This is a genomic window from Epilithonimonas zeae (assembly GCF_023278365.1).
GTDB lineage: Bacteria > Bacteroidota > Bacteroidia > Flavobacteriales > Weeksellaceae > Epilithonimonas > Epilithonimonas zeae_A.
The window spans coordinates 3,265,023-3,291,255 of record NZ_CP075338.1 but is presented as its reverse complement, the minus strand read 5'-3'; the positions used below and the strand labels follow the sequence as shown (position 1 = coordinate 3,291,255).

Here is a 26,233-nt window from a genome sequence, read left to right as displayed (position 1 = left end):
ATAGTAATAATGAATTTTCTGACTTTAGATTATCTTAAAAACGGTTCTGAAATCCAGAAAAGAATTTATTTTGTCTTAGAAAAACATCAGATTTTTGATAAACTAAAGGAATACAATCCTATTCTCACAGGCACTTTTCCCATTAATATCAATATCGAAAAAAGCGATTTGGATATTATTTTGGAGAGTGATGATTTGATTAAAGCTCAAGATTTTATCATTAATGAATTTCAGAATGAAAAAGACTTTGAAATTCATTTTTGCAAAATGAATGGCATTGATTCTCTGGTTTGCAATTTCACTATAGAAGAATTTCCGGTAGAGTTATTTGCTCAGAACGTTCAGACGAAACTTCAAAATGCTTATCGTCATATGATGATAGAATATGACATTCTGGAACAGAAAGGCGAAGAATTCCGAAAACAAATCATTAATCTAAAAGAAAAAGGCTGGAAAACTGAACCTGCTTTTGCGGAATTACTCGGCTTAAAAGGAAATCCTTATCTCGAACTTCTGAATTATACAAAATAAAAAACGCTCCAAAAAATTGGAGCGTTTTTCAATATATTTTGAGGAAAATTACTTCTTCAATACATCAAGAAACTCATCGTGAGAGATTTTAGTTTCTTTCTTTTTAGATTTCTCAAGGATAACGTCTTTCAGCTTCGCCATAGCCACTTCAGAAGAAATTTGTCTTACTTGGTTCTCATCTTTCAACATTTCTGCAGCGTATTTTTGAACTTCATCATCACCTAAATGGTGGATTCCGTAGATTGCCAACTGGTTTCTTACCAATTGCTCAGCTTGTCCAAGAACTTCTGCATAATCCAAATTGATTTCGTTATCATTCATCAATTTTCCTTCTAGGATTTGACCTTTGATAATATTTTTCTCGTTTTCAAGGATTTCTTTTGCTTGCTCTTCGGAAGTGATGTTCTGGTTAGAGAACAATAACCATTTGATTAAGAATGCCTCAGGTAACTTGATTTCTTCTTTCTCGTTTACTTGCTCCAAAATTTTGTTTACGAAATGAACATCAGCATTTTGTTGGAAATACTCATCCAATTCAGTTTTCACTCTTGCTTTCAATTCTTCTTCAGTCGTGATAACATCTTTACCGTAAACTTTGTCGAACAATTCTTGGTTAAGTTCTGCCAAGTTCAATCCGTAGATGTCTTTTACAGTTACTTCAACCTCATTGTGGTGAAGGTGCTCCACTTCTTCTTTAGAGAAACCTAATTGTTTTGCCAATTCTTCTTTAGCTGCTAAATCTTCTTTAGAAACTTTTACAGAATCGTCTTTTTTCAATTTCTTAACCAAATCGTAAGCTTCTTTTTGCTCTTTAGAAATCGTTACATTTTTCGGAGCGTGGTGGTGCTCACCTTCTGCGTCAGCTTCTACAACCTGAGAAACTTCTAAAGCTACATAAGAATCCTTACCAATTTTTTCTTCAGGAACTCTTTCTGCAAAACGCTTTTGCATATTTTCTACACTTGTAGAGATTTCTTTGTCAGAAGCTTCTACTTTGTAATGAGGTGCTTCATATTTAGTCAAATCTACAGTGAATTCTGGCTCATATCCAACTTCAAAAGCTACAGATAAAGACTCTGCATTGTGGTTGAAATCGTTTACTGGCTGAGGAACTGGCTGACCAACTAATCTTAGCTTGTTTTCGTTTACATAACCGTTTAGAGCCTCAGAAACCTGCTTGTTGATTTCTTCGAAAGCGATACCAGCTTCATATTGTTTTCTTACCATACTCAATGGCACTTTCCCTTTTCTGAATCCAGGAACCTGCGCATTTTTTGCATAGTTGATTAATTGCTTTTCTACTTTTTCCTTATAATCTGCTTTCTCCAATGTCACTGTAAGTAATGCACTTACCTCATCGTGGTTTTTAGCTGTAACGTTCATTAATTGAAATTTTTAGGTTGCAAAAGTAGGTAAATTCTGAGGAAATTCAAAATTATTTACTTCCTTGATATTTATAAAAAAATCATAAAGTTTTCGCAAAAAAATAAAGATGCCTTTTGGAAAGACATCTTTATTTCAACATATTAAATAAATATTGGATTAATGAGCATCTACAGTAATATCAACATCTGTTTCACCTCCGGTAGTCTGACCTAGCTGATTAGCTGCAGAAGGATAATTTTGATTAACTGTAGCTGGCCCGTGAACCAACTTGATATTCATTTTTCCGGTTTCCTGTGTAGAATTAATGGTCCATTCTGTTCTAAGACCTAATTTTTGTCCATCTGTTCTTACAATATCATTAGCAGCTCTCACTACAACAATATCCGCATTAGCAGGATTGAATGTAATAAAATGATGATCCTTCTCTTCCTCTATCTCATCCGAAGAATGGTAATGATCATCGTGCTTGATTTGGAAATCCAAAACAGCAGAATAAGTATCACCAGCGTGCAAATGCAAATGCCCATCTGCAACACCAGAAATTACACTAACAGTTTGAACATCACTAGCATTAGCTTTATTAGTTAATGTCAAAACTACTTTTCCAATTTCATCGTGCTCGTGTACGTCTTCAGGAACATCATCATCGCTGTTTCTACAAGACAAGATAAAAAAGGCTGCTAAAAGTGCTAGTGTAATATTTAATAATTTTTTCATTTCGATTTAAATTTTAAGTTTGTAATAATTAAAAGTTGTATTTCAGAGTCACCACGAAGTTTCTTCCCGGCTCGTACATATAATATCTAAGCCTGTTCAGATATTCTCGATACTCTGTGTTAAATAAGTTGTTGATTCTGAAATTGACATTCAGATGTTTGAATAAGTTAGCGCCCAATGTCGCATTGAAACTTGTATAAGCTGCAGGCGGCGTACTGAAATCGACAATCTCACTTCTCTCCACACCATCTTTTATAAAAGTAACAGGAAGATTGGCAATCGGATAACGTTTCTGCCTGAACACATTGTCATTTTCTAATGTTACATAGAATTGAGAAGGTTTGTGAAGCATAATTTCAATTGAGTTTCTGTTTCTCGCCGGCATCATCAGAATCAATGGCTGATTGTTCGTGAGGTCATCGCCTCTCAAAACGCTGTACCCTGATTTCCATTTCAGATTATCCAAAATTGACAGTTCTGCATCCACATCCACACCTAGCATTCTTGCTTTAACTTGCTGATAAGATTCCACAGGGAAAACACCTCGGTTAGTATTCATAACACCCGTTGGAATTTGATTAATAAAACTATCAGAATACATCAGATAAGGATTCGCTTCAATATGAAGACCTTTCAAGACATCAAACTGACCTGCCAAAGAAAGATTCACGTTGTAAATCGTTTCTTTTTTGATACTCAGATTCCCTTCCTCCATTATGGCTGCCGAATGATGTAATCCGTCCGCAAAAAGTTCCGCAGGATTCGGCGTTCTTTCCGCTCTGGAAAGATTGAGTTTGAATTCAAAATCTTGAGTTGGTTTATAATTCAGACCGACATTGGCAGAGAGGTTATGATAATCCAGAATTGGTCTTGTCAGAATTCGGCTTCCGGATTCGCTTACAAAGAATTCCGAAAATTGGCTGGCATAGTTATCATTCCATTTATCAGAATCATAATATTTGTAAGCATCATATCTGCTGAAGTCATATCTAACTGCGGCTTCTGCATTCAATTTTGAACTGAATCTATATTTGAAAATTGAAAATGCGCCTGCATCATATCGGTAATAATCAGGAATCAGACGTCTTGCTTTGGTTGCCGGATCTGGAAAATTATCCTGAAAACTTCCGGAGATGCCGCTTTCCAAACTCCAATTCAGACGCTCAATCAAATGAACCAGACTGGCAGAATGCGTAATTAACCTCAAGTCCATCGATGGAACATTCAGCAATTCTCCTCTTCGGATATCAAATTCCTTTCTTCGATTATATTGGAAGCTGTATTGAAAAGTCAGTTTCCCAAAATCGGAGAAACGTTTGTAAGCAGAAACTTTAGCAATATGATGCGCCACTTCCTGCTTAGGATTATCAATATCGTAACTGAAGTTATCCAAAAAATAAGGTTGCCCAAAGTTAACAGCATTGTAAAAATCCTCCGGACTCGACAAATGTGCACCTTTATAAATCCCGAATTCCTGATTGGTTCCACTGTAAGAAACATCAAACCCTTGTAGGAAACTATGTTTCCCAAACGCAAAATTGAAAGAATTAAACTCCTGCCCTGTATTTTGCAAAGTATGATGCGGAATATATTGATCACCCGTTTTTCTGTAAGTTCCACCAGCTTTTACAAACCAATCATTTTCCCAAGATTTAATAATTGTAGCGCCTAATTCCCCTCCTCTTCCATTAGAAATTCCGGAAAGTCTAATGTTGCCCATTATTGTATCTTTCTTTGGTAAAATCGCAGGTTCCAAAACGACAACGCCGCCAACACCTTCGTTCCCATATTTCAGAGCGGAAGCACCTTTGATGACATCGATGTGTTCAAAATCGGTGACATCGATATTCGGAGCGTGCTCTACGCCCCATTCTTGCTCAGCCATTTTCACACCGTTGTTCAGGATAGAAATTCGGCTTCCGTATAAGCCACGTATAACCGGTTTTGTGATATTATTTCCTGTTTTCAAAGCTGAAACACCTGTGATTCTGGATAATAAATTTCCCAGATTTTCCGTGGAATTCCTCTCAATTTCTGTCTTGTCCAGCGTACTCATAATCACAGAACTTTTGGTTTTGTGACTGCCGTGGAGTGTGACGCCTTGTATCTCGTTGGAATGGTGTTCCAATGTGATGGCCAAATGCAAGTCTCTGTCGACTTTTACATTTTCAGTATAATCGTCGCAGAGAGGATGCTTTGCGACCAGCTGATGCGACCCTGCAGAGATGTTGCTGAATGAAAACCTTCCTTTTTTATCGGTTTTCGTGGTAGAATTTCCTAACGTTACAACGGCATTTTCCAGCATCGTTTTGTCGTGGAAATCCTGAACAGTTCCTTCTACAGAATAGCTCTGCGCGGTTACTAATGTAAGTCCGAAAAAGACCAACATCAGATTTATAATGTGTTTCATTTTTGTAAAATGTATAATATGAAGTAGATGCTAGAATTTAGATTAGAGATATTAAAACTCAATTCTAAAGTCCATCTTTTTTATTGAAATTAATTCTTGACGCAATTTTGAAACGTAGAATCACACGCAGCCCGACCTGAACGGAGCTCTTTTTCTTTTTTTGCTAAAAAAGAAAAAAGCGGGAGTGGAGGGCGGATAAAGCTGCCCAAATAATTTTCGGATTCATATACCAATCTGTCAAGACTTCGTCTTTTTTTAAATGGCTGATATTTATGTTACCGAAATTACGAGACTTCGTCTCTTGCCAAAATGGTTTGAATTAATTCAAAGAAGTTCTCAATGGATTATTGAGAAAGTTGAAATTTAAGAAAATGCGGGTGGACCGCGGAGTTGGATGGTTGATTTGGTTTGTTCCCAAATTTTTTCCTGAGCGGAGATGATCTGCTCGGTTTCTTGTGTGTGGTTCTCAAAATGAAAAGTGAACTGCTCCGGAACCAGCGAGTTGCCCGTTGCCAAAAAATGACAAGCCAGACAGTCACCCGATTGGTTGCTCGAAAGCTCCTTCGTAATAGACTTTTCTGTTTTTTTGGAACCAGAATCTTTGAAAAAAGATTCGCCCTTGTGGTTATGTAATTCTGAAGAAAACAAAACCACAAAAACATACATCGCAGTAATAAATACCGAAATGATTTTCTGAAATTGTTTGTTTTTCTTGTTCAACATAGCCACAAAGGTAGAAATTTTTTATAACTGAATCTAATATTATGTTAAATTCTGGAAATATTTAGACTTTAAAAACAATGTAAAAAAAATCTCACAGATTTGACAGATCCCGCAGATGATTCATAAATCTGCTTAATTTGCAAAATCTGAAAGAATAATTTTATCGAATTATTTCAAATTTCTATTTCTCTTCATCGAAGTATAAACGGTAATATTTCCCTTTATCATCCTGTCCAGTTTCTAATTTGTCTCGGTCGCCGTGGATGTAGATGTGGAAATTTTTATCAAGTTTGATGATGGATTTGAAATGTCTCTGCTGCTTTTTAACCGCCTGATTATTAATAGGAAAATCTTCTGCAATCGCAATCTGCATATCCTGCTCATAGTCGGATTTGAAGTTAGAAAAACTTTCTATCACACTATCATCCACCAAAACTTCTTTCACAAAATCATCGTATTTGAATTCTTCTTTATCCTTAAAGAAATTAATAGACTTATTCAAGAAGTCGGCTTGGTCAGCCTTAGAAACTTCGAATTCCTGAGGCAATTGTTGTGTGATAAAATCTTTATAAACAGACAAAGTCTCCTGTGTATGGAAGTACTCGTTATCGCGCTGTTTTACTTTTAGAAAATCCTCAAACCAATAATAGATGTCGCCGTTTTTGTTGTTGTCTATCACAGACAAAACGTAGCCACTTTCTTTTTCGCTGTTATAAATCAGAGCCGCTTTATCAATCTTTGACAGACTGATTCCGAAATCTCTTTCGATTTCAAAAGATTCGTCCTGAGGATTGATTTTCAGGAAACCTTCTCTTTTTTCGGTTTTGAAAATCCCGATAGAGTCCGTCTTTTCACTTTGTCCATCTGCAGACTCAAAAACTTCGCCCTCAAAATAAACCAGAAACAACTCTCCTGCCTGAACTCTAGGGTTTTCCGCTGCTTCGTAAAGATGCTTGGCAATGTTTTCAGATTCCCACTGGAATTTGGATTTGTCTTCAAAAATTTCTGAAACAGCACTGTAAACAGGATTATTAACCAAATAAGAATCACTATAAAACTGAAATTGTTCCTCAGATTTGAAAGCATTGATGAAGTAATTCCCGAGCAATTCTTTCATCTCATCTTCCAGCTGTAGCTCTTCCTGAGAAAGCGTTAAAGATTCTCCATTGATTTTATTCCCGACTCTATGAACTGTAATTTTTGAAAACATTGTTTGTTGTTTAGGATTGCAAAGATATTCATTATCTGCTTTTCTTGCGAATGAGATTCTTTATTAAAATGAAATTATTTATACAAAAAAATCCCCAGAACTTAATCCAGGGATTCAAAATCAAATTAGTTTGATCTTATTTTTTAATCAACTTCACGCCTTCTGCTGAGTCATTGATTTTCACAACATAAACACCTGCTGATAAATCCGAAACATTGATTTTGTTATCAGAAACATTGGTAAATGATTTTACTAATGAACCGGCAAGATTATAAACTTTCACTTCAGAAACAGCTTTTGCAGATTGTAATACTACAACATCCTTCGTTGGGTTAGGATATAAAGAAACTTTTTTCTCTGAAGAAACATCATTCACAGCCAGTTGATTATCTACACAAGTCACTTGTGTAGGAACAGTACTATTAGTTGCAGTTCCATCATTATTACCTAACTGCCAGTAGCTATCAGCTCCCCAAGTAAATAAAGCAGTATCAGTCTTTATTCCTCCAGAAGAATTCTCTCCAGATCTTACAGGGATATTTTTCCAAGTATTCTCCGTTCCCACTTTGGTAGGAGTACTAACACTTGTCGTAGTTCCAATTCCTAATATTCCATATCCATTGTAGCCCCAAGTCCATAGAGAACCATCAGTTTTAAGAGCAGAAGAAGACTCGTTTGTCGCTCCAATTGCTGCCCAAGTGGTACCAGGAATTTGTTGTGGAGTAAAATACTGAGTTGTATTACCTAACCCCAAATTTCCATAAAGACTTCTTCCCCAAGACCATAATTCTCCATTAGTTTTCAATCCAAGTGTATGATGTAAACCTCCAGCAATTGCTTTCCAGTTTTTGTCTGTACCTACTTGTGTAAAAGTAGCAGTTTGAGCACCAACAGAACCTGGAGTTCCTAAACCATTTTGCCCTTCAGCATTGGCTCCGGCTGACCATAGTGTACCATCTGTTTTAATTGCAAATGAGTTGTAATAAGTAGCAGTAACAGTCGCCCAGTCTGTTGCTTTTGTAGCTTCTTGCTGGAATGTGTTGTATGAAAACGTGCTGGTTCCTACACCAAGACCACTGTAGTCATTATAACCAGCACCCCAAAGAGTCCCATCTGTTTTAACAATCATAGTGTGGTAGTACCCTGCAGAAAATGCTTTAACATTTTGCTGAATCAATGTTGGTGCGGAAAGATCTGTATTATTTCCTGTCCCCTGTTCTCCATAATAATTAGCTCCCCAACCATACAAATCTCCATTGCCTTTTATAGCCAAAGCAAAATTACGCCCCGTAGATATATCTGTCCAGTTTGCGTCTGTACCAATTTGGGTAGGATGTTTAATTTCTGTGGCAGCAGTAGATCCATTACCAAGCAGCCCATAAGTATTTTGCCCCCAAATCCAAATAGTTCCATCTTCTTTAAGAGCAATACTGTAATTCTCTCCTTGAGAAACTTTTTTCCAACCTGTGATTGAACATTGCGCGTTAACAAAAACTTGCGTAGAGAGTAATAATCCGCCAGCCAACAAGCCTTTTGTTTGGATTTTTAGAGTTGATAAAATTTGTAACATAATCTTTTATTTTTATTGATTAACAAGACAATATTACAATACAAATTAACCTATAAACAATCAATTCATCGAATGATTTCCGAATTCCTTTCCTACTTATTGCACAAACAAAGACCTATTAGTCAAAGCTATACATAACATCTTTTCCGTAAATTATAATAATTCATAAAACAATCAAATATGAACCTATAACACCATATTTTTTAATTATCATCAACATTAATTTTTCTAGAATTCATTATAATTTAACTTTTAATTCTTTTCGCAATTTGAATTTCGAGCACGTTTTGAAAAACAAAAATCCCCAAGCTCACACTCAGGGATTCCATATAAAAATTTAAAGATTCTAAGGATTAGGCTTTCTTGCACGTTTCCTTCTGCCCTGGCTTTAGCGATGTAGCGGTAAGCATTTTCAAACAAAATCTTATTAGCTTCCACGAGAGATTTTCGGTTACTTATGACAGCAATTTGTTCCGCATTCTAAGCTTCCAGCTGAGGAAGAATTGAAGGAAAACACTTCAAAAAATCTTTCGGCATATTTCCCGTATCCAGTTCTGTCTGATGGGCTATCAAGAAATGGAAGCACTTCTCTCAAATCGTAAACAGCACCTTCAATATTCTCGTTGTTAGTTCAAGAGCTTTGATTATTTACTTAAGTCATTTTTTAATAAATATTACAATTAACAAAAAACCTTCAACTATAAAATTATGATTGAATTCTAAAAATCGATAAGCCATTATTAAGACAAATAATCACAAATACCCAGAATATTTTATCTTTGATACAAACCTTTATCAAAATGACCTCATCCTCTCAAAAATATATGCTGTTCTTATTTTTATTAATGACATTCTCTCTGTCAAAAGCGCAAACCATAGAGGAAGAAGTAGCGAAAAAATCCTGCGAATGCATCCACAGCAAACTATCCCCGGAAGGAATCATCTCCCAGACAGAAACCAAAAGATGCATTTCCAAAAGTGGCGACGAAGTCCTGAAATCCAAAGATCCACAAGAAGTCAAAAGACTGACAAAAAATATGGAAGAAACTGTCGAAAGACTAAAAATTGTATATCAGTTGGTAGGAAAATGTATCCCAAAAACAGATTCCAAATAAAAATCCCTCAGCAAAAAGCTAAGGGATTTTTTTTGGTTTATTGTTCAGTGCCCTTCAGATCCGTTCTGTAAGTTTCCGTTTTTAATTGTGAATTGGATTTCAATTTCCCTTTCACCGAAACATCAAAACCGCTTTTCTTGATGAAGACGCTGGAGATATATTGGTATTCATACTTGGCATCGTCTTTATATTTTTTAAGCGCATCTGCCATTACTTTATTGAAGGTCTCCAGAGAAACCTGTCCAAAATCGTAAAGCTCGTCTTCCAATTTAAAATTTTCCGCTCCAATCCCTGTAACCTGAATGTCTTTTTTCTCCGGTTGGGTCCAGCCATTGCTATTGCCGTGGTATTGTATCTCCTCCACTCTTCTTTTATCAACATTGTCTTGATAAACGATACTTAGATAAAGATGATCTTTCTCGCCTGCTCTCTGGATCATTCCTTCCAGAGAAGGTCTGTAAATGTTGAAAGAAACCTCATCCATCACCTTAGCTCCTTCACCGGATCTTTTTACAATCTCATCGTACCATTTTTTAGTCTCTTCCGGCTTGGACAAAAACTGATAATCGATTTCATCTGCGCCAGCTGTTGCTTCTTTAGCAGAAGTCAATGTTTCTTTGATTTTGTCGCAAGAAGTCAATGTGGCAAAAGCCATCATGCAAATAAATAATTTTTTCATAATTTTTTGGTTTAGAATTAGTTGAAAATTATAAAAAAAATCAATACCACAGACAACTTACTTCGAAAAAAGAAAATCCTTTAGCTCTCACTCAAGGAATTGTTTTAATTTTTCTTTACAAAAATTTGTTGTACAGTTTGGAGTTCTGCCTTGTTGAGATGAGATGTTTTCTCGAGTTTAGCTAAGAAAAAAGCAACCTCCTCCTTCGATGCTGGCGAACCGATATTCTCACCTTTGTCATCAAAAGAATCAGCTAAAACCTCACCTTCAGGATTTATCATCAGCCAAAAAGGAAGTCCTGCTGTTTGTCCTTTATATTTGTTCATTAATTCCTGCCCGCCTGGATTTTCTAAACTTTTCTTCTCTCCACGTTCCTGAACATCCACATAAGCCGTCACATAATTCTTATCGAAAAGTGGCTTTGTTGCTGGCAGATTCATATTCTTCTCCATCAGCTTACACCAGCCACACCAAGAAGCGTGAAATATCAAAAGAACATTTTTATTTTCTGCTTTAGCTTGGGTTAAAGTTTTATTTAGAATCACATCTGCTTTTTCCTGAGCAAAGTTCATTTGTATCAGAAACAATGCGAAAAGCATAAGAATTTTTGGAATTTTCATTAATTAAATATTTAATATAAACGAATGTAAGGATTATTTCTTTCCGAATAAAATTCATCAATTGGTAGCAAATAAAAAACCCAGCCTAAGCTGGGTAAAAACTAATAACCATGAAAACTCAAATTAAACATGAGAATCGCTTCAACTAGAAGCAATAACTAAGCCACGAAATTTTAAAATTTTCACAATAAATGTTATAATTATGTTAAAATCAATTAATTATAGAAACTTCTTTCTTTATTGGATTTAATCAAGATAATATCAAAAAAAACCGCCACAGACATTTGTCTATAGCGGTTTGATTATGTTTAGTGATTAATTCTAATCAATAAATTACTTAACTTCTTCGAAGTCTGCATCCTGAACATCTTCTGCTCCGTTTGCTTGACCTTGAGTTTGCTGAGCTCCTGCATCTGCACCTTGTCCTTGCGCATACATTTCTTCAGATGCTGCCATCCAAGCTGCGTCTAGAGCTTCTGTTTTAGCTTTAACATCATCTCCATTCTTAGCTTCGAAAGCTGTTTTCAATTCTGCGTGAGCAGTTTCAATTGCTGCTTTTTTGTCAGCAGATAACTTATCACCAAATTCTTTCAATTGCTTTTCAGTTTGGAAAATCAATCCGTCAGCTTTGTTGAAGATTTCAACTTCTTCTTTTTTCTTAGCATCAGCTGCAGAGTTTTCCTGCGCTTCTTTTTTCATTCTTTCGATTTCTTCGTCAGAAAGTCCAGAAGATGCTTGGATTTTGATAGATTGCTCTTTACCTGTTCCTTTATCTTTTGCAGAAACGCTCAAGATTCCGTTAGCATCGATATCGAAAGTTACTTCAATCTGAGGAACTCCTCTTTGTGCTGGTGGAATATCTGTTAAATCAAATCTACCAATCTCTTTGTTATCGTTGAACATTGGTCTCTCACCTTGTCCTACTCTGATGCTTACTGCAGGCTGATTGTCAGACGCTGTAGAGAAAACCTCAGATTTCTTAGTTGGGATCGTAGTGTTCGCTTCAATTAATTTAGTAAAAACAGAACCCATAGTTTCGATACCTAAAGAAAGTGGCGTAACGTCTAACAAAAGAACGTCTGTAACGTCTCCCGTTAAAACTCCACCTTGGATAGCTGCTCCGATAGCAACAACCTCATCCGGGTTAACTCCTTTTGAAGGTTTTTTACCGAAGAATTTCTCAACTTCTTCCTGGATGATCGGGATTCTTGTAGAACCACCTACCAAGATTACCTCGTCGATATCGCTGATAGAAAGACCTGCATCAGAAAGCGCTTTTTTACAAGGCTCCATAGAACGTCTTACCAAGTCAGCAGATAATTGCTCGAATTTAGCTTTAGTCAAAGTCTTAACCAAGTGTTTAGGACCTGAAGCTGTAGCTGTGATATAAGGAAGGTTGATTTCTGTTTGAGGAGAAGAAGACAACTCGATTTTAGCTTTTTCAGCTGCTTCTTTCAATCTTTGAAGCGCAATTGCGTCGGCTTTCAAATCAACACCTTCTTCAGCTTTGAATTCGTCTGCCATCCAGTTAATGATTACATCATCAAAGTCATCACCTCCTAAGTGTGTATCACCATTTGTAGACAATACTTCGAATACGCCGTCTCCTAAATCAAGGATAGAAACGTCGAAAGTACCACCACCTAAATCATAAACTGCAATTTTTTGATCTTTGTGAGACTTATCCATACCATAAGCCAAAGCTGCTGCTGTAGGCTCATTGATAATTCTTTCTACTTTAAGACCTGCGATTTCACCAGCTTCTTTAGTAGCCTGTCTTTGAGCATCGTTAAAGTAAGCAGGAACAGTAATTACCGCTCTTGTTACTTCTTGTCCAAGATAATCTTCAGCAGTTTTCTTCATTTTCTGAAGCGTCATTGCAGAAATCTCTTGTGGTGTATATTCTCTGTCGTCGATTTTTACTTTTACAGTATCGTTTGGTCCAGCAACTACTTCATAAGGTACTCTAGAAATTTCCTGAGCATCTTCTTTGAAGTGAGTTCCGATAAATCTTTTGATTGAATAAACCGTTTTCTTTGGATTGGTTACAGCTTGTCTTTTTGCAGGGTCACCTACTTTTCTCTCACCATCTTCTGTGAATGCCACAATAGATGGCGTAGTTCTTTTACCTTCTGCGTTAGGGATAACTACAGCATCTTTACCTTCCATTACTGCTACGCAAGAGTTGGTAGTACCTAAGTCAATTCCGATTATTTTACTCATTTTTATATGTTATTTTTTGTTATTATTAATGATTACAATCTGCAATTCTCAATATCTGTACCACGACATAAAAAGTGACAAATTGTCATTAATAAAAAAAACTCCGTATGAGACGGAGTTTCGTTTAAGTCAAAATTTTAGTTAGTTTAGTTCTTGATAAACTTCATTGACTTGATGAAGTTACCATTGTCATAAGTTCTCACATAATAAGTTCCGACAGGAAGACTTTTCACATCAATCTTGTCTGTTTCATTTTTGATATTAGCTCTTTTTACCAATCTTCCGTCATTACTAAAGATCTCAACTTCATTGATTTTCACCAAAGGCGAAGCAATCGAAATATAATTAACAGCAGGATTTGGAAAAACATTGATTGAGTTTGATTTCTCTACATCATCAACTGCTAAAAGAGAACAAGCATTGGAATTTAACAAACTAGCTCTTGGGCCAGCCATTGTATTTTGGGCGATTGTTTTCTGATCATTAGTAAAAAATGCCATCTGATTATCCTGTACATAGTCCATATAGTTCATAAACATTGCACCATTTGGTGTACTTACACAAGTATAAATATTAACATTGCTAGGCTTACTAAAGTGAGGGTAATATGTTGCTGGAGTATCATTACAGAAATCACTCCAACCTGTTGTCCCGCAAACACTTTTATCTGGACTATCACCATAATCTTCTTCACCCCATGGATGTTCCAGTCCAAAATAATGTCCAATTTCGTGAGTTGCTGTTCTTCCTTTATTATAAGGTGCAGCGGCAGTACCATTTGTTCCAAAACAGTAATATCCAATACACAATCCATCATATGCTTGTCCAGCTGCATCTGGCAAATAGGCCCAGCCTAACAAATCAGTATCAGTAAAAGGACCAACCCATATATTAAGATATTTTGTAGTATCCCAAGCTTTTAATCCTGATGTTGTATAATACTTAGTATCAAAATCAAAACCTGAAGCAACAGATTTTCTCTCAATTCCTGTTGTAGTATTCCCATTAGGATCTTTGGTCGCCAGACAGAATGCTAATTCCATATCAGAAGCATTTCCTTGAAAATAAGATGGCACAACTGTGCTGAAATCTGCATTTAGTTTTCTGAAATCATCGTTCAATACTTTTAGCTGAGAAGCAATTTGAGCATCTGATACATTCTGTGTGTTATTCTTATAAATTACGTGCACTACAACTGGAATTGTAATAACTCCAGCTTTTCTGTTGACTTGAGATTTATTATTAACTAAAAAATCTTTTAAAGTAGTTCTGTTCGCCGCTGCTTCTGGATTAGCTGCAAAAAACTCAGCCATTTTCTTACTTGTACCACAAGTCCTCTGTCCGTAAGCACTCAAGCTTAGAATGCTTACTAATGTTAATAGAATTTTCTTCATATTTTTAAATTTTCAATAAAAGGGAAGCAAATGTATTAAATTTTTCAAAACAACAAGATAATTTTATTAAAAATTTAAAACAACCTCAAAAAAGCAACATATACAAAGCATTATACTCAATTTAAAATTTAATTGACATTCTCGAAACATTAATAAGCTCATTAAGATTGTAGTTTTCCTACCCAAATTAATACAATGAATTTTACTAATTTTGAGATAATCAAAAACCCGATAATGGCACAAGAATTTAATCCGCGCGACGTTACTTGGCTTGCTTTCAATGCCAGAGTTTTGCAGGAAGCAATGGACAAAAGCGTTCCGATACATCTCAGAATTCGTTTTTTAGGAATTTTCTCCAATAATTTGGATGAGTTTTTCCGCGTGAGAGTTGCAGGATTGAAACGTGCAATGGACTTTAAACAAAAGCTTCTTGCCGAATCTTTTTACGATGCACCTTCCAAAATTCTTCAAAAAATCAATAAATTGGTTATCCATCAGCAGGAAGATTTTGACAAGACTTGGAAAGATGTTCAGCGCGAAATGGCAAAGGAAAAAGTTTTCATCAAAGATTATAAACATCTGACTGCAGAGCAAAAAGAATTTGTTGTCAAATATTTTGATGAAGAAGTAGAATCTAATGTCATCCCGATTTTACTTCACGACAATAAACCAATGCCTTACCTTCGGGAAAAAAGTCTCTTCATTGGTGTGGCAATGCGAAGAAAAGAATGGCAATACGAAAGCCAGTATGCGATTATTGAACTTCCTGTAACCGCTAACGGGAGATTTGTTCTTTTGCCGACAGAAGACAAAGAACAAAAAGATGTGATGCTTTTGGAAGACGTCATTATCTATAATCTTCCGCATATTTTCTCTTATTTTGGATATGACGAGTATACGGCACATTGTTTCAAGGTGACAAAAGATGCAGAATTTGATTTGGACAATGATATCAAAACAACCTTAGCTGATAAAATCGAAAAAGGAATTAAAAGCCGAAGAAAAGGGAAACCAACACGTTTTGTCTTCGATAAAGAAATTGATAAAGCTCTGTTGGAATTTCTCATCAAAAAGTTAAGCTTAAGCAAAAAAGACAGCATTATTCCGGGACAAAAGATTCATAATTTCAGACATTTTATGGATTTCCCTGATGTTTTTAAAGCTTATCAGAAACCTGTCGAAAGAACCACTTTCATCCATCCGGAATTTGCCAAGAAACAAAGAGTCACGGATGTGATTATCAAGAAAGATGTTTTACTGACTTTTCCTTATCATTCTTATGACTCGGTTATCGATTTGCTAAGAGAAGCCGCGATGGACCCGGATGTGAAATCAATCCAAATTACGGCGTACAGACTGGCATCGAGTTCCAAAATCGCCAATGCTTTGATTAATGCTGTTCGAAATGGTAAAGAAGTAACTGTAATGCTGGAACTGAGGGCGAGGTTCGATGAAGAGTCTAATCTTTGGTGGAAGGACAGATTCGAGCTGGAAGGTGTAAAAGTTCTTCTCGGAATTCCGAATAAAAAAGTCCACGCCAAATTATGCATCATTAAGAAAAGAGTGAATAACCGAACCATCCAATACGGTTTTGTCAGCACAGGAAATTTCAACGAAAAGACGGCAAAAATCTATGGAGACCATTTGTTAATGACTTCCAACAGGGCTATAATGGCAGACATCAACAAAGTTTTTCATGCCCTTAACAAACCAAAAGCTGACCCAACTATCGCTTTGAAAAGTTGTAAAACATTGATGGTTTGTCCGGTTTTTATGCGTGAAAAAATCATCGCTCACATCGATAAAGAAATAGAAGAAGCCAAAGCTGGCAGAAAAGCAGAAATGATTGTCAAAGTTAATTCACTGAGTGATAAAACTTTGATTTTAAAACTTTACGAAGCGGCACAAGCTGGCGTGAATACCAAGATGATTGTCCGTGGCATCTATTGCGCTGTGAATCAGAAAGAATTCAAGAAGAAAATCTATGCGATAAGTATTGTTGACGAATATCTGGAACATGCCCGAGTGATGTATTTTTATAACAAAGGAGCGGAAAATATGTACATTTCTTCTGCCGATTGGATGACCCGAAATTTGGATTACAGAATAGAAGCTGCAACGCCAATCCTTCAGAAAAATCTTAAGAAAGAACTGAAAGAACTTTTGGAAATTCAGCTTGAGGATAATGTGAAAGCTAGAATCCTTGACAAAAATATGCGAAACGAATATGTTGAAAGTAATAAAACAGACCAGAAAAGGTCACAAATAGAAACTTATAATTACCTGAAAAACCAGAAATATTAAGAATTTACTTTAAATTTATGCTTTAAAATTTGTCACAAGAAAATGATAATCGCCGCAATAGACATAGGAAGTAATGCCGCAAGACTGCTTATCAATGAAGTAAAAGAGTCTAAAGGAAATGTTGAATTCACGAAACTGAATCTTCTGAGAATCCCTTTACGATTAGGTTTCGATGTTTTCAGCAAGGGCGAAATTGGTGCGGAAAGAAAGCAAATGGCCATTAATACCATGAAAATCTTCAGTCAATTGATGACGATGTACAAAGTGGAACATTACCGTGCGTGCGCTACAAGTGCAATGCGAGATGCTAAAAATGGTCAGGAGATTATTGACATTGTAAAAGAACAAGCCGATATCAATATAGAAATCATTTCAGGAGACGAAGAAGCGACTTTGATTTATGAAAACCACGTTGCAGAAGGTCTTGACAAAAACTTCGCCTATCTCTATGTAGATGTTGGAGGTGGCTCTACGGAACTCACTTTTTATGAGAATGACAAAATGAAGTATGAACATTCTTTCAATATCGGAACAATAAGATTGTTGAATAATTTAGTTTCTCAATCTGCTTGGGATGAGATGAAGGAGGAAATCAAAGATAAAATCAAAAGTAAAAAACCTGTCGTAGCTATCGGTTCCGGCGGTAATATCAACAAAATATTTTCTCTAAGCAAAACCAAAGATGGCAAACCAATGCCTGTTTCTGTTATCAAAAAGTATCTGAAAGAGATGCAAAATCTTTCCGTAGAAGACAGGATGCAGCTTTACCAGTTTCGTGAAGACCGTGCAGATGTAATTGTTCCGGCGCTTCAAATCTTCAACAATGTGATGAATTGGGCAGAAATCAAACACATCTATGTTCCAAAGATTTCTGTTGCAGATGGCTTGATTCATAATATTTACACAAATCTTATGGATAAAAAATAAGGACAACCAAATTGCAAAAAATTGTCCCCAGATTCAGTTATATTAATAATAATTCTGAATTAATTTTCATTCCAAATCTTATCGAAAACGCCCATTATTACAAGCTTTATTAAACATTAATTAAAATTGATTTAAAGTACCCGAAGAGGATATTGTTTCATCTTTACGCCAATCTAAATAAAAGTAAAAATGAAAAACAACTACCTTTTCAAAGGTCTTTTGCCGATTGCTGCTATGTTTTATAGTACAACTCAGGCGCAAACATTAATCCATTACTGGAACTTCAACAACAATGCAAATGTTGCAGCCATTACCACGCCAACCTCAACTTTACTGAATGGTTCCATTACTGCTACTTCCACAGGAACAGGAAGTTCTGACACATTTGTTGACTTTGCAGGAGGAACAGGACAAAACTTCAATGTAAATAATCTGAATGCCAGAAACGGAGATGCTTCCGGAACACATTTGAGATATAACTATCCTATTAATGGAAATATTCAGTTCAATATTCCAACAACTGGCTATAATAATGTAGTTATCAAATTCTCAACAAGAAGGTCCGGTTCCGGTGCAGGGAATCAAGTTTGGACGTACTCTTTGGACGGAATCAATTTTATTGAATATAAAACGGTTGTTTCAAAGGATGCTAATCCTGAGTTGATTACTTTTGATTTTTCAGGTGTTGCAGGTGTTGCCAACAATCCTAATTTCAAGCTCAAAGTTCAGTTTACTCAAGGCGTCGGCGGTGCTGTTGGAAATAACAGATTTGACAATTTCACAGTGGATGGAAATAACATCGGTGGAACTGATATAACAGCACCGACCGTAACTTATTCTCCTGCAAATAATATCAATAATGCTTCAACAAGTGTTCATCCTACTATCAAATTCAATGAGAATGTAAGATTGATTGACAATTCTCCAATCACTTCTGCTAATGCTCAGAATCTTATTGAATTTAAATTAAATAACGCTTCAGGAAACGTAATCCCATTCACAACGACATTTGCAGATAATCAAATTACAATTAGCCCGACTGCAGCTTTAAATCCTAATCAAACTTATTATTTGGCATTAAAACCAAATATGATTGAGGATGAAAGTGACAATGCTGTCACAGCTTCAACTTCGAGTACGTTCACGACTGCTGGGACAAGTATTTCATTAGACAAAGCTCTAATTAAAGTTGATGAAAATGCAGGAACTTTAGCATTCAAAATCAATATAACTAATCCCTCTAATGCGACAGTTAATTTGGTTGCAAAACCAACTTTCGGAACTGCAGATAGTAATGATTACACTTTCATTTCCGAGGTTATTAATATTGTTCCCGAAACTTCAACTTACACAGTTAACATTCCAATTACTGATGATGCTACACAAGAACAGCAGGCTGAATATTTTGTTCTAAGTCTTGAGAATCCTGTTGGTGCAACAATTTCTGGAGATGCATCTTCTACAGTTTATATTATCGACAATGATAAACCAGCGCCTGTACCATCTAATCAAATCACGTTGAATTACATCGGAAGTTTTGACCCTTCCAGCAACGGCAACAGCTCCACAGAGATTGTTGTTCACGACCCAGCAACGCAGAGATTATTCACCATCAGCTCTTTAACGGATGTTTTTGATATTATTGATTTCTCCAATCCATTAACTCCAACAGTTATCAAAACTGTGGATATGAAGCCTTATGGAGGAATCACAAGTATTGCTGTGAAAAACGGATTCCTTGCTGTTGCTTCTCCTAATGGAACGGATGCTCAAGGAAATGGTTCGGTTGTTTTCTTTGACATTAATGGTAACTTCCTGAAACAATTAACAGTTGGGGTTCTGCCTGATATGGTAACTTTCACACCAGACGGCAACAAAGTAATGACCGCTAACGAGGGCGAACCAAATGATGCTTACACGGTTGACCCGGAAGGTTCTATCAGTGTTATTGATGTTTCCGGTGGAATTGCAAATTTAACTCAATCTAATGTCAAGACACTTTCTTTCCAGGGATATAATGCTCAGGAAACTGCTTTCATAGCATCTGGCGGGAGAAAAGTAAAATCTACGAGTACACTTGCTCAGGATTTGGAACCGGAATATATCGCTATCAGTTCAGACAGTCAGAAAGCTTGGGTGTCTTGTCAGGAAAACAACGGTATTATTGAGGTTGACCTTACGACTAATACTTTAGGAAACATTTGGGGATTAGGCAAAAAAGATATGAATCTGCCAGGAAATGGTTTTGATGCTTCTGATAACAATGGCGAAGTTCTGATTGCAAACTGGCCGGTAAAAGCTTACTATAATCCGGATGCAATGGCTTCCTTTAAAATCGGAAACACCAATTATCTAGTGACAGCTAATGAAGGAGACGAAAAAGATTTAGGTGGATTCAGTGAGAGAACGACTGTTGGTGCTAACGGCTATGTTTTAAATCCAAATAATTTCCCCAACTCTTCCATCTTGAAAGCTTCTCACAACTTAGGGAGATTCCGAGTAACTAATGTGAACGGAAATACGGATTCTAATTCAGATTTTGAAGAAATCAATGCTTTGGGGGCAAGGTCTTTCTCTATCTTCAATACAGATACAAAAGCTATTGTTTATGATAGCGGTGACCAATTCGAGAGATACATAGCAACCAATCATCCTTTGATTTTCAATTCAGATAACGAAGCAAATGGCATCAAAGTAAGAAGCCGCGCCAAAGGTCCGGAACCAGAAGGTGTTACATTGGGAACGATAGCAGGACAGACTTTTGCTTTCATCACTTTGGAAAGAACCGGCGGTGTAATGGTTTATAACGTCACAGACCCCAATAATGTAACCTTTACAGATTACAAACACTCCAGAATGACTTCTGCTTATGGTGGCGACAATGGTCCGGAAGGGATCACCTACATTGCACCTCAAAACTCAGCTACTGGAAAAGGTTATGTGGTCGTGGCTAATGAAATCAGCGGAACTTTATCGATGTACGAAGTAGCGCTTTCACCAACTTTAGCAACAGGCAATGTTAAAAATGAAAAAGCGACGTTCAACATCTTCCCGAATCCTGTTAATAAAGGAAATATTTTATATTTCAACAGAGCTCAAAGCTATGAGTTGTATGATATGTCAGGAAAAATGTTGTCCAAAGAAAGTAATGCTTTAACTATTGATACTTCCAAACTTTCAACAGGTGTCTACCTGGTAAAAACTTCTGAAGGTGAAACAAAGAGAGTCATTGTAAAATAAATCTTTTTTCTTCTTTTAATATTTTCTAATTCTCGCTGATTAAGCAAATTTTGCAAATTCAATATTCTAAATCTGCAGAATCCGTAAAATCAGTGAGAATTGATTGTTTTCAGATATGTAATATCTTATCACCTATATTTTTATTTTGTTTGAATTTTTGTACAGATTCCATAATTACCCTACATCAATGCGAACCAAAATATGAAGCCGTAAATTTGTTTCATAAAAAATTGAGACTATTATGGAATTAGGAATAGGGATGTTTGGAGATGTTTCTCTAGACACCAAAACCGGAAAATATAGAGATGCAAGCGTAAAACTTAACGAAATCCTTGAGCAGGTAAAACTAATGGACCAAGTCGGCCTGGATGTTTTTGCAATGGGTGAGCATCACCGTGCAGATTATGCCGTATCTTCTCCAGAAATCCTTTTGGCAGCAGCGGCAAGCATCACCAATAATATCAAATTAGCAAGTGGTGTAACGGTTCTAAGTTCTTCAGAACCTGTGAAAGTTTATGAAGATTTTTCGATGATTGATTTGATTTCAAAAGGTCGTGCAGAAATCTTTGTTGGAAGAGGAAGTTTTATCGAGTCGTTTCCTTTGTACGGTTATGATTTGTCAGATTACAATCAGCTTTTTGAAGAGAAATTAGACTTATTACTGAAAATTAATAATGAAGAAAATGTAAGCTGGAGCGGTATCTTGAGAAGACCAATGGAAAACCAGACGGTTTATCCAAGAGCTTTCAACAATGGTGTATTACCGATTTGGGTTGCTGTTGGCGGAACTCCGGAATCTGTTCTAAGAGCGGCTAAGTTAGGCTTACCATTAATTGTCGCAATCATTGGTGGAATGCCAAGACAGTTCAAGAACCTTATCGAATTCTACAAGCAGGAATACCTGAAAGCAGGACACGACGAAAGCAAAATGCAGATTGCCATTCATTCTCACGCTTTTGTTAGCGATGACCAGAAAGATATTGACCAATATTTCTTCAACTACAAATCTCAGATGGACAGAATTGGCAGAACCCGTGGATGGGCGCCCTATACCAAAGAGCAGTATGAAGGTGGAAGAAGCAAAGACGGCGCATTATTTATTGGAACTGCTAACCAGGTTGCAGATAAAATCAATGAGATGAAAGAGCTATTTGGCTTGACAAGATTTATCGGACATATGGATGTGGGCGATCCAGCACACGATGTGATGATGAATTCTATAGAATTATTCGGGGAAAAAGTAGCCCCAATAGTAAGATAAAACAATATGATTTTTTCAATCAAACCCTTTCAGGATTTCAATTTCTGAAGGGTTTTTTTATTATTTTTTTAATGATTTTTTTTGCCCTTTGGCAAGCCCGATGGATAGAACGTTCGCAGAAATAGCTAAAAACATCTTGATGTTTTCTCTGAAACAACTTGATGTTTTGCTCAAAAAGTCTTGACCTTTTTTGATATTAATAAAGACAAAAAATAATCATTCTGTAAGTCCGATGAACAGAAGGTTTGCTGAAGTAGTCAAAAACACACGTGTCTTTTCATTAAAACTCTCGTGTCTTTTGAACAAAACTCTCGTGTGTTTTTATTAAAACGTCTGCGTCTTTTGATAAAAGATAAGGATGTTTTTTTAATTATCAAAAACATTTCTATTTCTAATCATAGCCCCATCCTTTTCCTACTTCAACTACTTTTCCCTTATCATTAAAATATACCACCGATGTATACCAAGCAAAATCCCCGTCTTTATTATTTACAGACAATTTCCCATCCATCGTGTACCAATATTCGGTTCTGTGATTTGTAGAATCTACATTCTTTCGCAAAGGTTGACCAAGAATCTTTTCAACATCCTTTATAGTTTGTTCTGCTTTTATTAATTCAAATTTCTCGGGCAAATATTGAGGCGCGAATTGAGTATCTATATATGGAGAAAAGATATTCTTGCCTTCTATAGTTAATGCTCCTCCCATAACAAATGTCATAGCAACTGAGAAAAACAATAATACAGATGCTAATATTTTATACAAAACCTTCATCAATTAAAAAATTATTGGTTCAAGACAAAATGTTAAATATCCGAGAATCATTATCAGAGAACTGATTCCGAAAGAGTATTTTAAGCTTTCCACAAAAGCTCTTTTACTGTTGGTTTTAGATAATGCAAATACCATAAAAGAAATGCTTAATCCACAAATTAGATTAGTTAACAAAACAAAGAATAAGAGTTTAGAAGAATCGCCAGGATGAGAAACAATCGCCAACGCAATAATAAATAGAAACAGTGAAAATGAAAATAAAATCAAGTTTTTCATTAATTTAAGTTTTAATGGTTAAGTCTTTTTATAAAACTCAAACTATTTTAACTCAAATTTATTTCCTTGATAAACAAAAACTTCTGAATCTCCAGGAATATAATTGATTTTAAAGTCTTTAATTCTTCTCCAAGTCAAATATGGATTTATGACGAAGTCCCGAATCTTGTCTTCGTTCTTACTTTCTTTCATCCAAAATATTGCGTGGTCTTTATTTTTAATGCTTACAATTTTCTCTTTGTAAAAGTTGTGAACAAACATTTCTTCTTTGTTATAATTAAAAATATTGAATGAAATTCTTACTGCGAAAAATGCCAGAAAACAAAACCCAAACCTCAACAGATTCTTCGGATTGAAAATATCTTTGATTAAGAATTTCAAGAAATAAATAACCAAAAGTAGAAGACTTAATTCCAAAACATCAAGTGGAATATTTCGCGTCATCAACGATTCAAAGCTGGAAAACCAATGAATGACTTTTAAAACATACTCGACAAAAACATCAAAACCCTTATAGAGAAACGGAATGTTATTGAACCCAAAAGCAATCAAAACTACAATCAACAAAGAAGAAACAATAATAATCTCTGATAACGGGATAATCAAAAGATTCGCAATGATGGAAACAAAAGAGAACTGATGAAAATAGTAAATCGCCAAAGGCAACGTCGCAATCTGCGCTGCAAAAGTCATTGCAGAGATTTCGTAAAAGAATTTTTCAGCTTTGAATCTCGGTTTTCTGAACAAGTTTTTAATTGGATTCGTCAGCCACCAAATCCCCAAAACAGCAACGTAGCTCAACTGAAATCCTACATCAAACAATTGCTGCGAATCAAAAATCAAAAGAATAAAAGCCGATAATGCCAAAGAATGTAGTAAATCTGATTTCCGCTGCAGCAAAACCATCATATAATAACACGTAATCATCAGACAGCTTCGCATCACGGAACTTCCATAATCGATAAAAATGGCAAATATCCAAATCAGAAGAATGCTCAGAACAATAGAAACTTTTCTAAATTTCACAGGAAGAATTTGGTTCAAAATCAAAAGTGTTATCCAGAAAATAATGACCATATGCGAACCAGAAATCGCTAAAAGATGAACCAATCCGGTTTGATTAAAGTCTTTGACCGTTTCAGCATCCATCTCAGTTCTGTCAGCGAGAATAATTCCTTTCAGAAACTCCTGAATCTTCGGAGACAAAGAAGAATGGTTAATTTTATTGAGAATATCCAATCGCTTCTGTTTAATTTTATTCTCAAAAGAAATGGATTGTTTCTCAGTTTTCAGAATATCATTCGGAAGGTAAGCCTGAAAATAAACATCCTGTCTTGCCAGATATTTTTTGTAATCAAACTGAAAATCATTCTTGGTTTCTTTCGGCTGATGAATGTAAATTCCCGCTTTATAGTAATGTTGAAAATCCAGAGCTTCAATATCTTTCGGAATACTAATAACAGTTTTGAAAGGTAAATTTTCTTTTTGTTTTAAATCCGAAACATCAAGAACCTCAACATAATATTTTCTATTCTTCTCATTAGAATTAAGCTTTTTATCTAATTGAAAAACAATCGTTTCTTTTTCTTTTAAAGTTGGAAGTTTTGGTTGTTGGGAATTCTGAAAATGGACAAACATCCCAATCGAGAAAAAGAAAAATTCTAAACAGTAATATTTGATACTTTGGAAAAATTTATTCTTGATTAATATTGAAAAAAGAGAAACCGCTGAAATTATTAGAAGTGAAAAGACGACCACCTGCCTCATAATCAGGTGCTCTTGGAACAAGATTCCCAGAACAAACCATAGCAGCAATATTAACAATGGCTGTTTTTTCATTGAAGTTCATTTGTGTTTTTATTATTTTGTCTCGCAGATTTAGGTGATTAAGCAGATTGAAAGGATAATTATCTACATAATTAGCAAAATTTACGAGAGATTATTCCAAATTATTAACGATTCTTTTTATGGAGTCTATAATATTATCCGAATTAAAATTTACCAAGATCCCCAATCTCTTATCTGATAATTTGAGATAGGTTGATAATTGCTTGAAATGGACATTTTCTAATTCTTTAACAGATTTGATTTCAATAATCACTTTATTTTCAACCAAAATATCAATTCTAAATTCACAATCAAAAGTTACCTGTTTGTAAATTATTGGCATAGAAACTTCAGACTTAACATTCAATCCTAAGTTTTGCAATTCATAAATTAAAATTTTGTGATAAACGGATTCTAACAATCCTGGTCCTAAGCCATTATATACATTAAAAATGGCTTTTCTTACAATGTAAGATATTTCGTTTTCGGTCATTCATTTGTGTTTATTTGATTTTCTAAATTAATAATAATTTTTATTAAGTACACAAATTTCGACACAATTAATCTGTTAAATCTGGAAAATTAGCGAGACATCTATGCTTTCAAAATATCATCAATAATTTTCAAATGATGATTGGTATGAAGACCTAAAAATCTGAGTGTTGTTTTTTTATCGAAGTCGCCAAGAAAAGGATGCGTGATGTAGGATTTTGAAGGAAGATTTTGTACTGCTTCTAATCTTTCTTTCGCCAGATTCAAAAGCTTTTCTACACTTTCTTTGGTTGGCATTTCTAATGGAATAAATTGCTTCGGAGACTTGATTTTCCCTCTTGGAATGATTCCGAAATTGATAAAAATAAATTTTTTGATGCTGAATTTTGGATTATAATTGTCAGAATTGGTCATCGTGAGACCTTTCAGACTTCCATTCAGAATTAGTAAAGAATGTTCCAGGTGCCAACCAACAGAAGCTTTGGAAACTTTTAAATTTTCTTTATTAATTTCAGGAAGTAATGATTCTATTTTTTGTAATAATTTTTCCAAT

21 protein-coding genes are annotated in these 26,233 nt (G+C 35.5%); 6 read left to right on the top strand and 15 right to left on the bottom strand.

The features are described from left to right. Nucleotides 1-9 precede the first annotated feature (9 nt). Nucleotides 10-531, top strand: coding sequence for a DUF4269 domain-containing protein (locus KI430_RS15015; protein WP_248875746.1), 522 nt, complete (start codon nucleotides 10-12; stop codon nucleotides 529-531). Between the two features lie 48 nt (nucleotides 532-579). Here the strand turns inward: KI430_RS15015 and KI430_RS15010 are convergent, their stop codons facing one another. The 6 genes from KI430_RS15010 to KI430_RS14985 form a co-directional block, all read right to left on the bottom strand. Continuing rightward, complete coding sequence (locus tag KI430_RS15010; protein WP_248875745.1) at nucleotides 580-1,914, bottom strand: trigger factor; 1,335 nt, start codon at nucleotides 1,912-1,914, stop codon at nucleotides 580-582. 159 nt (nucleotides 1,915-2,073) lie between these two features. Beyond that, nucleotides 2,074-2,634, bottom strand: coding sequence for a hypothetical protein (locus tag KI430_RS15005; protein WP_248875744.1), 561 nt, complete (start codon nucleotides 2,632-2,634; stop codon nucleotides 2,074-2,076). 28 nt (nucleotides 2,635-2,662) lie between these two features. Then, nucleotides 2,663-5,044 carry a TonB-dependent receptor gene (locus KI430_RS15000; RefSeq protein ID WP_248875743.1) on the bottom strand — a complete coding sequence of 794 codons (2,382 nt, stop codon included), beginning with the start codon at nucleotides 5,042-5,044 and terminating at the stop codon, nucleotides 2,663-2,665. A 363-nt stretch (nucleotides 5,045-5,407) separates the two neighbouring features. Continuing rightward, nucleotides 5,408-5,767 (bottom strand): hypothetical protein, encoded by a 360-nt coding sequence (locus KI430_RS14995; RefSeq protein ID WP_248875742.1) that lies wholly within the window; start codon nucleotides 5,765-5,767, stop codon nucleotides 5,408-5,410. 181 nt (nucleotides 5,768-5,948) lie between these two features. After that, entirely contained in the window at nucleotides 5,949-6,977 is a 1,029-nt protein-coding gene (locus KI430_RS14990) for a nucleoid-associated protein (RefSeq protein WP_248875741.1), read from the bottom strand. A gap of 136 nt (nucleotides 6,978-7,113) precedes the next feature. Continuing rightward, nucleotides 7,114-8,547 carry a T9SS type A sorting domain-containing protein gene (locus KI430_RS14985; RefSeq protein WP_248875740.1) on the bottom strand — a complete coding sequence of 478 codons (1,434 nt, stop codon included), beginning with the start codon at nucleotides 8,545-8,547 and terminating at the stop codon, nucleotides 7,114-7,116. 800 nt (nucleotides 8,548-9,347) lie between these two features. Between KI430_RS14985 and KI430_RS14980 the strand changes: the two genes are divergently transcribed. After that, nucleotides 9,348-9,662, top strand: coding sequence for a hypothetical protein (locus tag KI430_RS14980; protein WP_248875739.1), 315 nt, complete (start codon nucleotides 9,348-9,350; stop codon nucleotides 9,660-9,662). 37 nt (nucleotides 9,663-9,699) lie between these two features. Here KI430_RS14980 and KI430_RS14975 read toward each other — a convergent pair whose 3' ends face one another. From KI430_RS14975 to KI430_RS14960, 4 genes are all read right to left on the bottom strand, one after another. After that, the gene (locus KI430_RS14975) at nucleotides 9,700-10,341 is read right to left on the bottom strand and encodes a hypothetical protein (protein WP_248875738.1); all 642 of its coding nucleotides are present in this window, start codon (nucleotides 10,339-10,341) and stop codon (nucleotides 9,700-9,702) included. A 104-nt stretch (nucleotides 10,342-10,445) separates the two neighbouring features. Further along, nucleotides 10,446-10,961 carry a thioredoxin family protein gene (locus tag KI430_RS14970; RefSeq protein ID WP_248875737.1) on the bottom strand — a complete coding sequence of 172 codons (516 nt, stop codon included), beginning with the start codon at nucleotides 10,959-10,961 and terminating at the stop codon, nucleotides 10,446-10,448. 333 nt (nucleotides 10,962-11,294) lie between these two features. Next, nucleotides 11,295-13,184: a molecular chaperone DnaK gene (dnaK, locus tag KI430_RS14965; RefSeq protein ID WP_248875736.1), complete on the bottom strand. Its 1,890-nt coding sequence runs from the start codon at nucleotides 13,182-13,184 to the stop codon at nucleotides 11,295-11,297. A 146-nt stretch (nucleotides 13,185-13,330) separates the two neighbouring features. Continuing rightward, nucleotides 13,331-14,578 carry a M43 family zinc metalloprotease gene (locus KI430_RS14960; protein WP_248875735.1) on the bottom strand — a complete coding sequence of 416 codons (1,248 nt, stop codon included), beginning with the start codon at nucleotides 14,576-14,578 and terminating at the stop codon, nucleotides 13,331-13,333. Between the two features lie 234 nt (nucleotides 14,579-14,812). Between KI430_RS14960 and ppk1 the strand changes: the two genes are divergently transcribed. The 4 genes from ppk1 (at nucleotide 14,813) to KI430_RS14940 (ending at nucleotide 22,310) form a co-directional block, all read left to right on the top strand. Beyond that, the gene (ppk1, locus tag KI430_RS14955) at nucleotides 14,813-16,882 is read left to right on the top strand and encodes a polyphosphate kinase 1 (RefSeq protein ID WP_248875734.1); all 2,070 of its coding nucleotides are present in this window, start codon (nucleotides 14,813-14,815) and stop codon (nucleotides 16,880-16,882) included. Between the two features lie 42 nt (nucleotides 16,883-16,924). Further along, nucleotides 16,925-17,809, top strand: a complete 885-nt coding sequence (locus tag KI430_RS14950; RefSeq protein WP_248875733.1) for an exopolyphosphatase — start codon at nucleotides 16,925-16,927, stop codon at nucleotides 17,807-17,809. Between the two features lie 189 nt (nucleotides 17,810-17,998). Next, nucleotides 17,999-21,049: a choice-of-anchor I family protein gene (locus tag KI430_RS14945; RefSeq protein ID WP_248875732.1), complete on the top strand. Its 3,051-nt coding sequence runs from the start codon at nucleotides 17,999-18,001 to the stop codon at nucleotides 21,047-21,049. A 241-nt stretch (nucleotides 21,050-21,290) separates the two neighbouring features. After that, the gene (locus KI430_RS14940; RefSeq protein WP_248875731.1) at nucleotides 21,291-22,310 is read left to right on the top strand and encodes an LLM class flavin-dependent oxidoreductase; all 1,020 of its coding nucleotides are present in this window, start codon (nucleotides 21,291-21,293) and stop codon (nucleotides 22,308-22,310) included. Between the two features lie 391 nt (nucleotides 22,311-22,701). Here the strand turns inward: KI430_RS14940 and KI430_RS14935 are convergent, their stop codons facing one another. The 5 genes from KI430_RS14935 to KI430_RS14915 all read right to left on the bottom strand — a co-directional run bounded on the left by KI430_RS14935 (nucleotide 22,702) and on the right by KI430_RS14915 (nucleotide 26,232). Continuing rightward, a complete protein-coding gene (locus KI430_RS14935; protein ID WP_248875730.1) occupies nucleotides 22,702-23,085 on the bottom strand; it encodes a hypothetical protein in 384 nt (127 codons plus the stop codon). Nucleotides 23,086-23,088: 3 nt separating this feature from the next. Next, nucleotides 23,089-23,361: a hypothetical protein gene (locus KI430_RS14930; protein WP_248875729.1), complete on the bottom strand. Its 273-nt coding sequence runs from the start codon at nucleotides 23,359-23,361 to the stop codon at nucleotides 23,089-23,091. A 42-nt stretch (nucleotides 23,362-23,403) separates the two neighbouring features. Beyond that, entirely contained in the window at nucleotides 23,404-25,200 is a 1,797-nt protein-coding gene (locus KI430_RS14925; RefSeq protein WP_248875728.1) for a ComEC/Rec2 family competence protein, read from the bottom strand. A gap of 100 nt (nucleotides 25,201-25,300) precedes the next feature. Beyond that, the gene (locus tag KI430_RS14920) at nucleotides 25,301-25,681 is read right to left on the bottom strand and encodes a GxxExxY protein (protein ID WP_248875727.1); all 381 of its coding nucleotides are present in this window, start codon (nucleotides 25,679-25,681) and stop codon (nucleotides 25,301-25,303) included. A 101-nt stretch (nucleotides 25,682-25,782) separates the two neighbouring features. Then, entirely contained in the window at nucleotides 25,783-26,232 is a 450-nt protein-coding gene (locus tag KI430_RS14915; RefSeq protein WP_248875726.1) for a DUF1569 domain-containing protein, read from the bottom strand. Nucleotide 26,233: the final 1 nt, after the last annotated feature.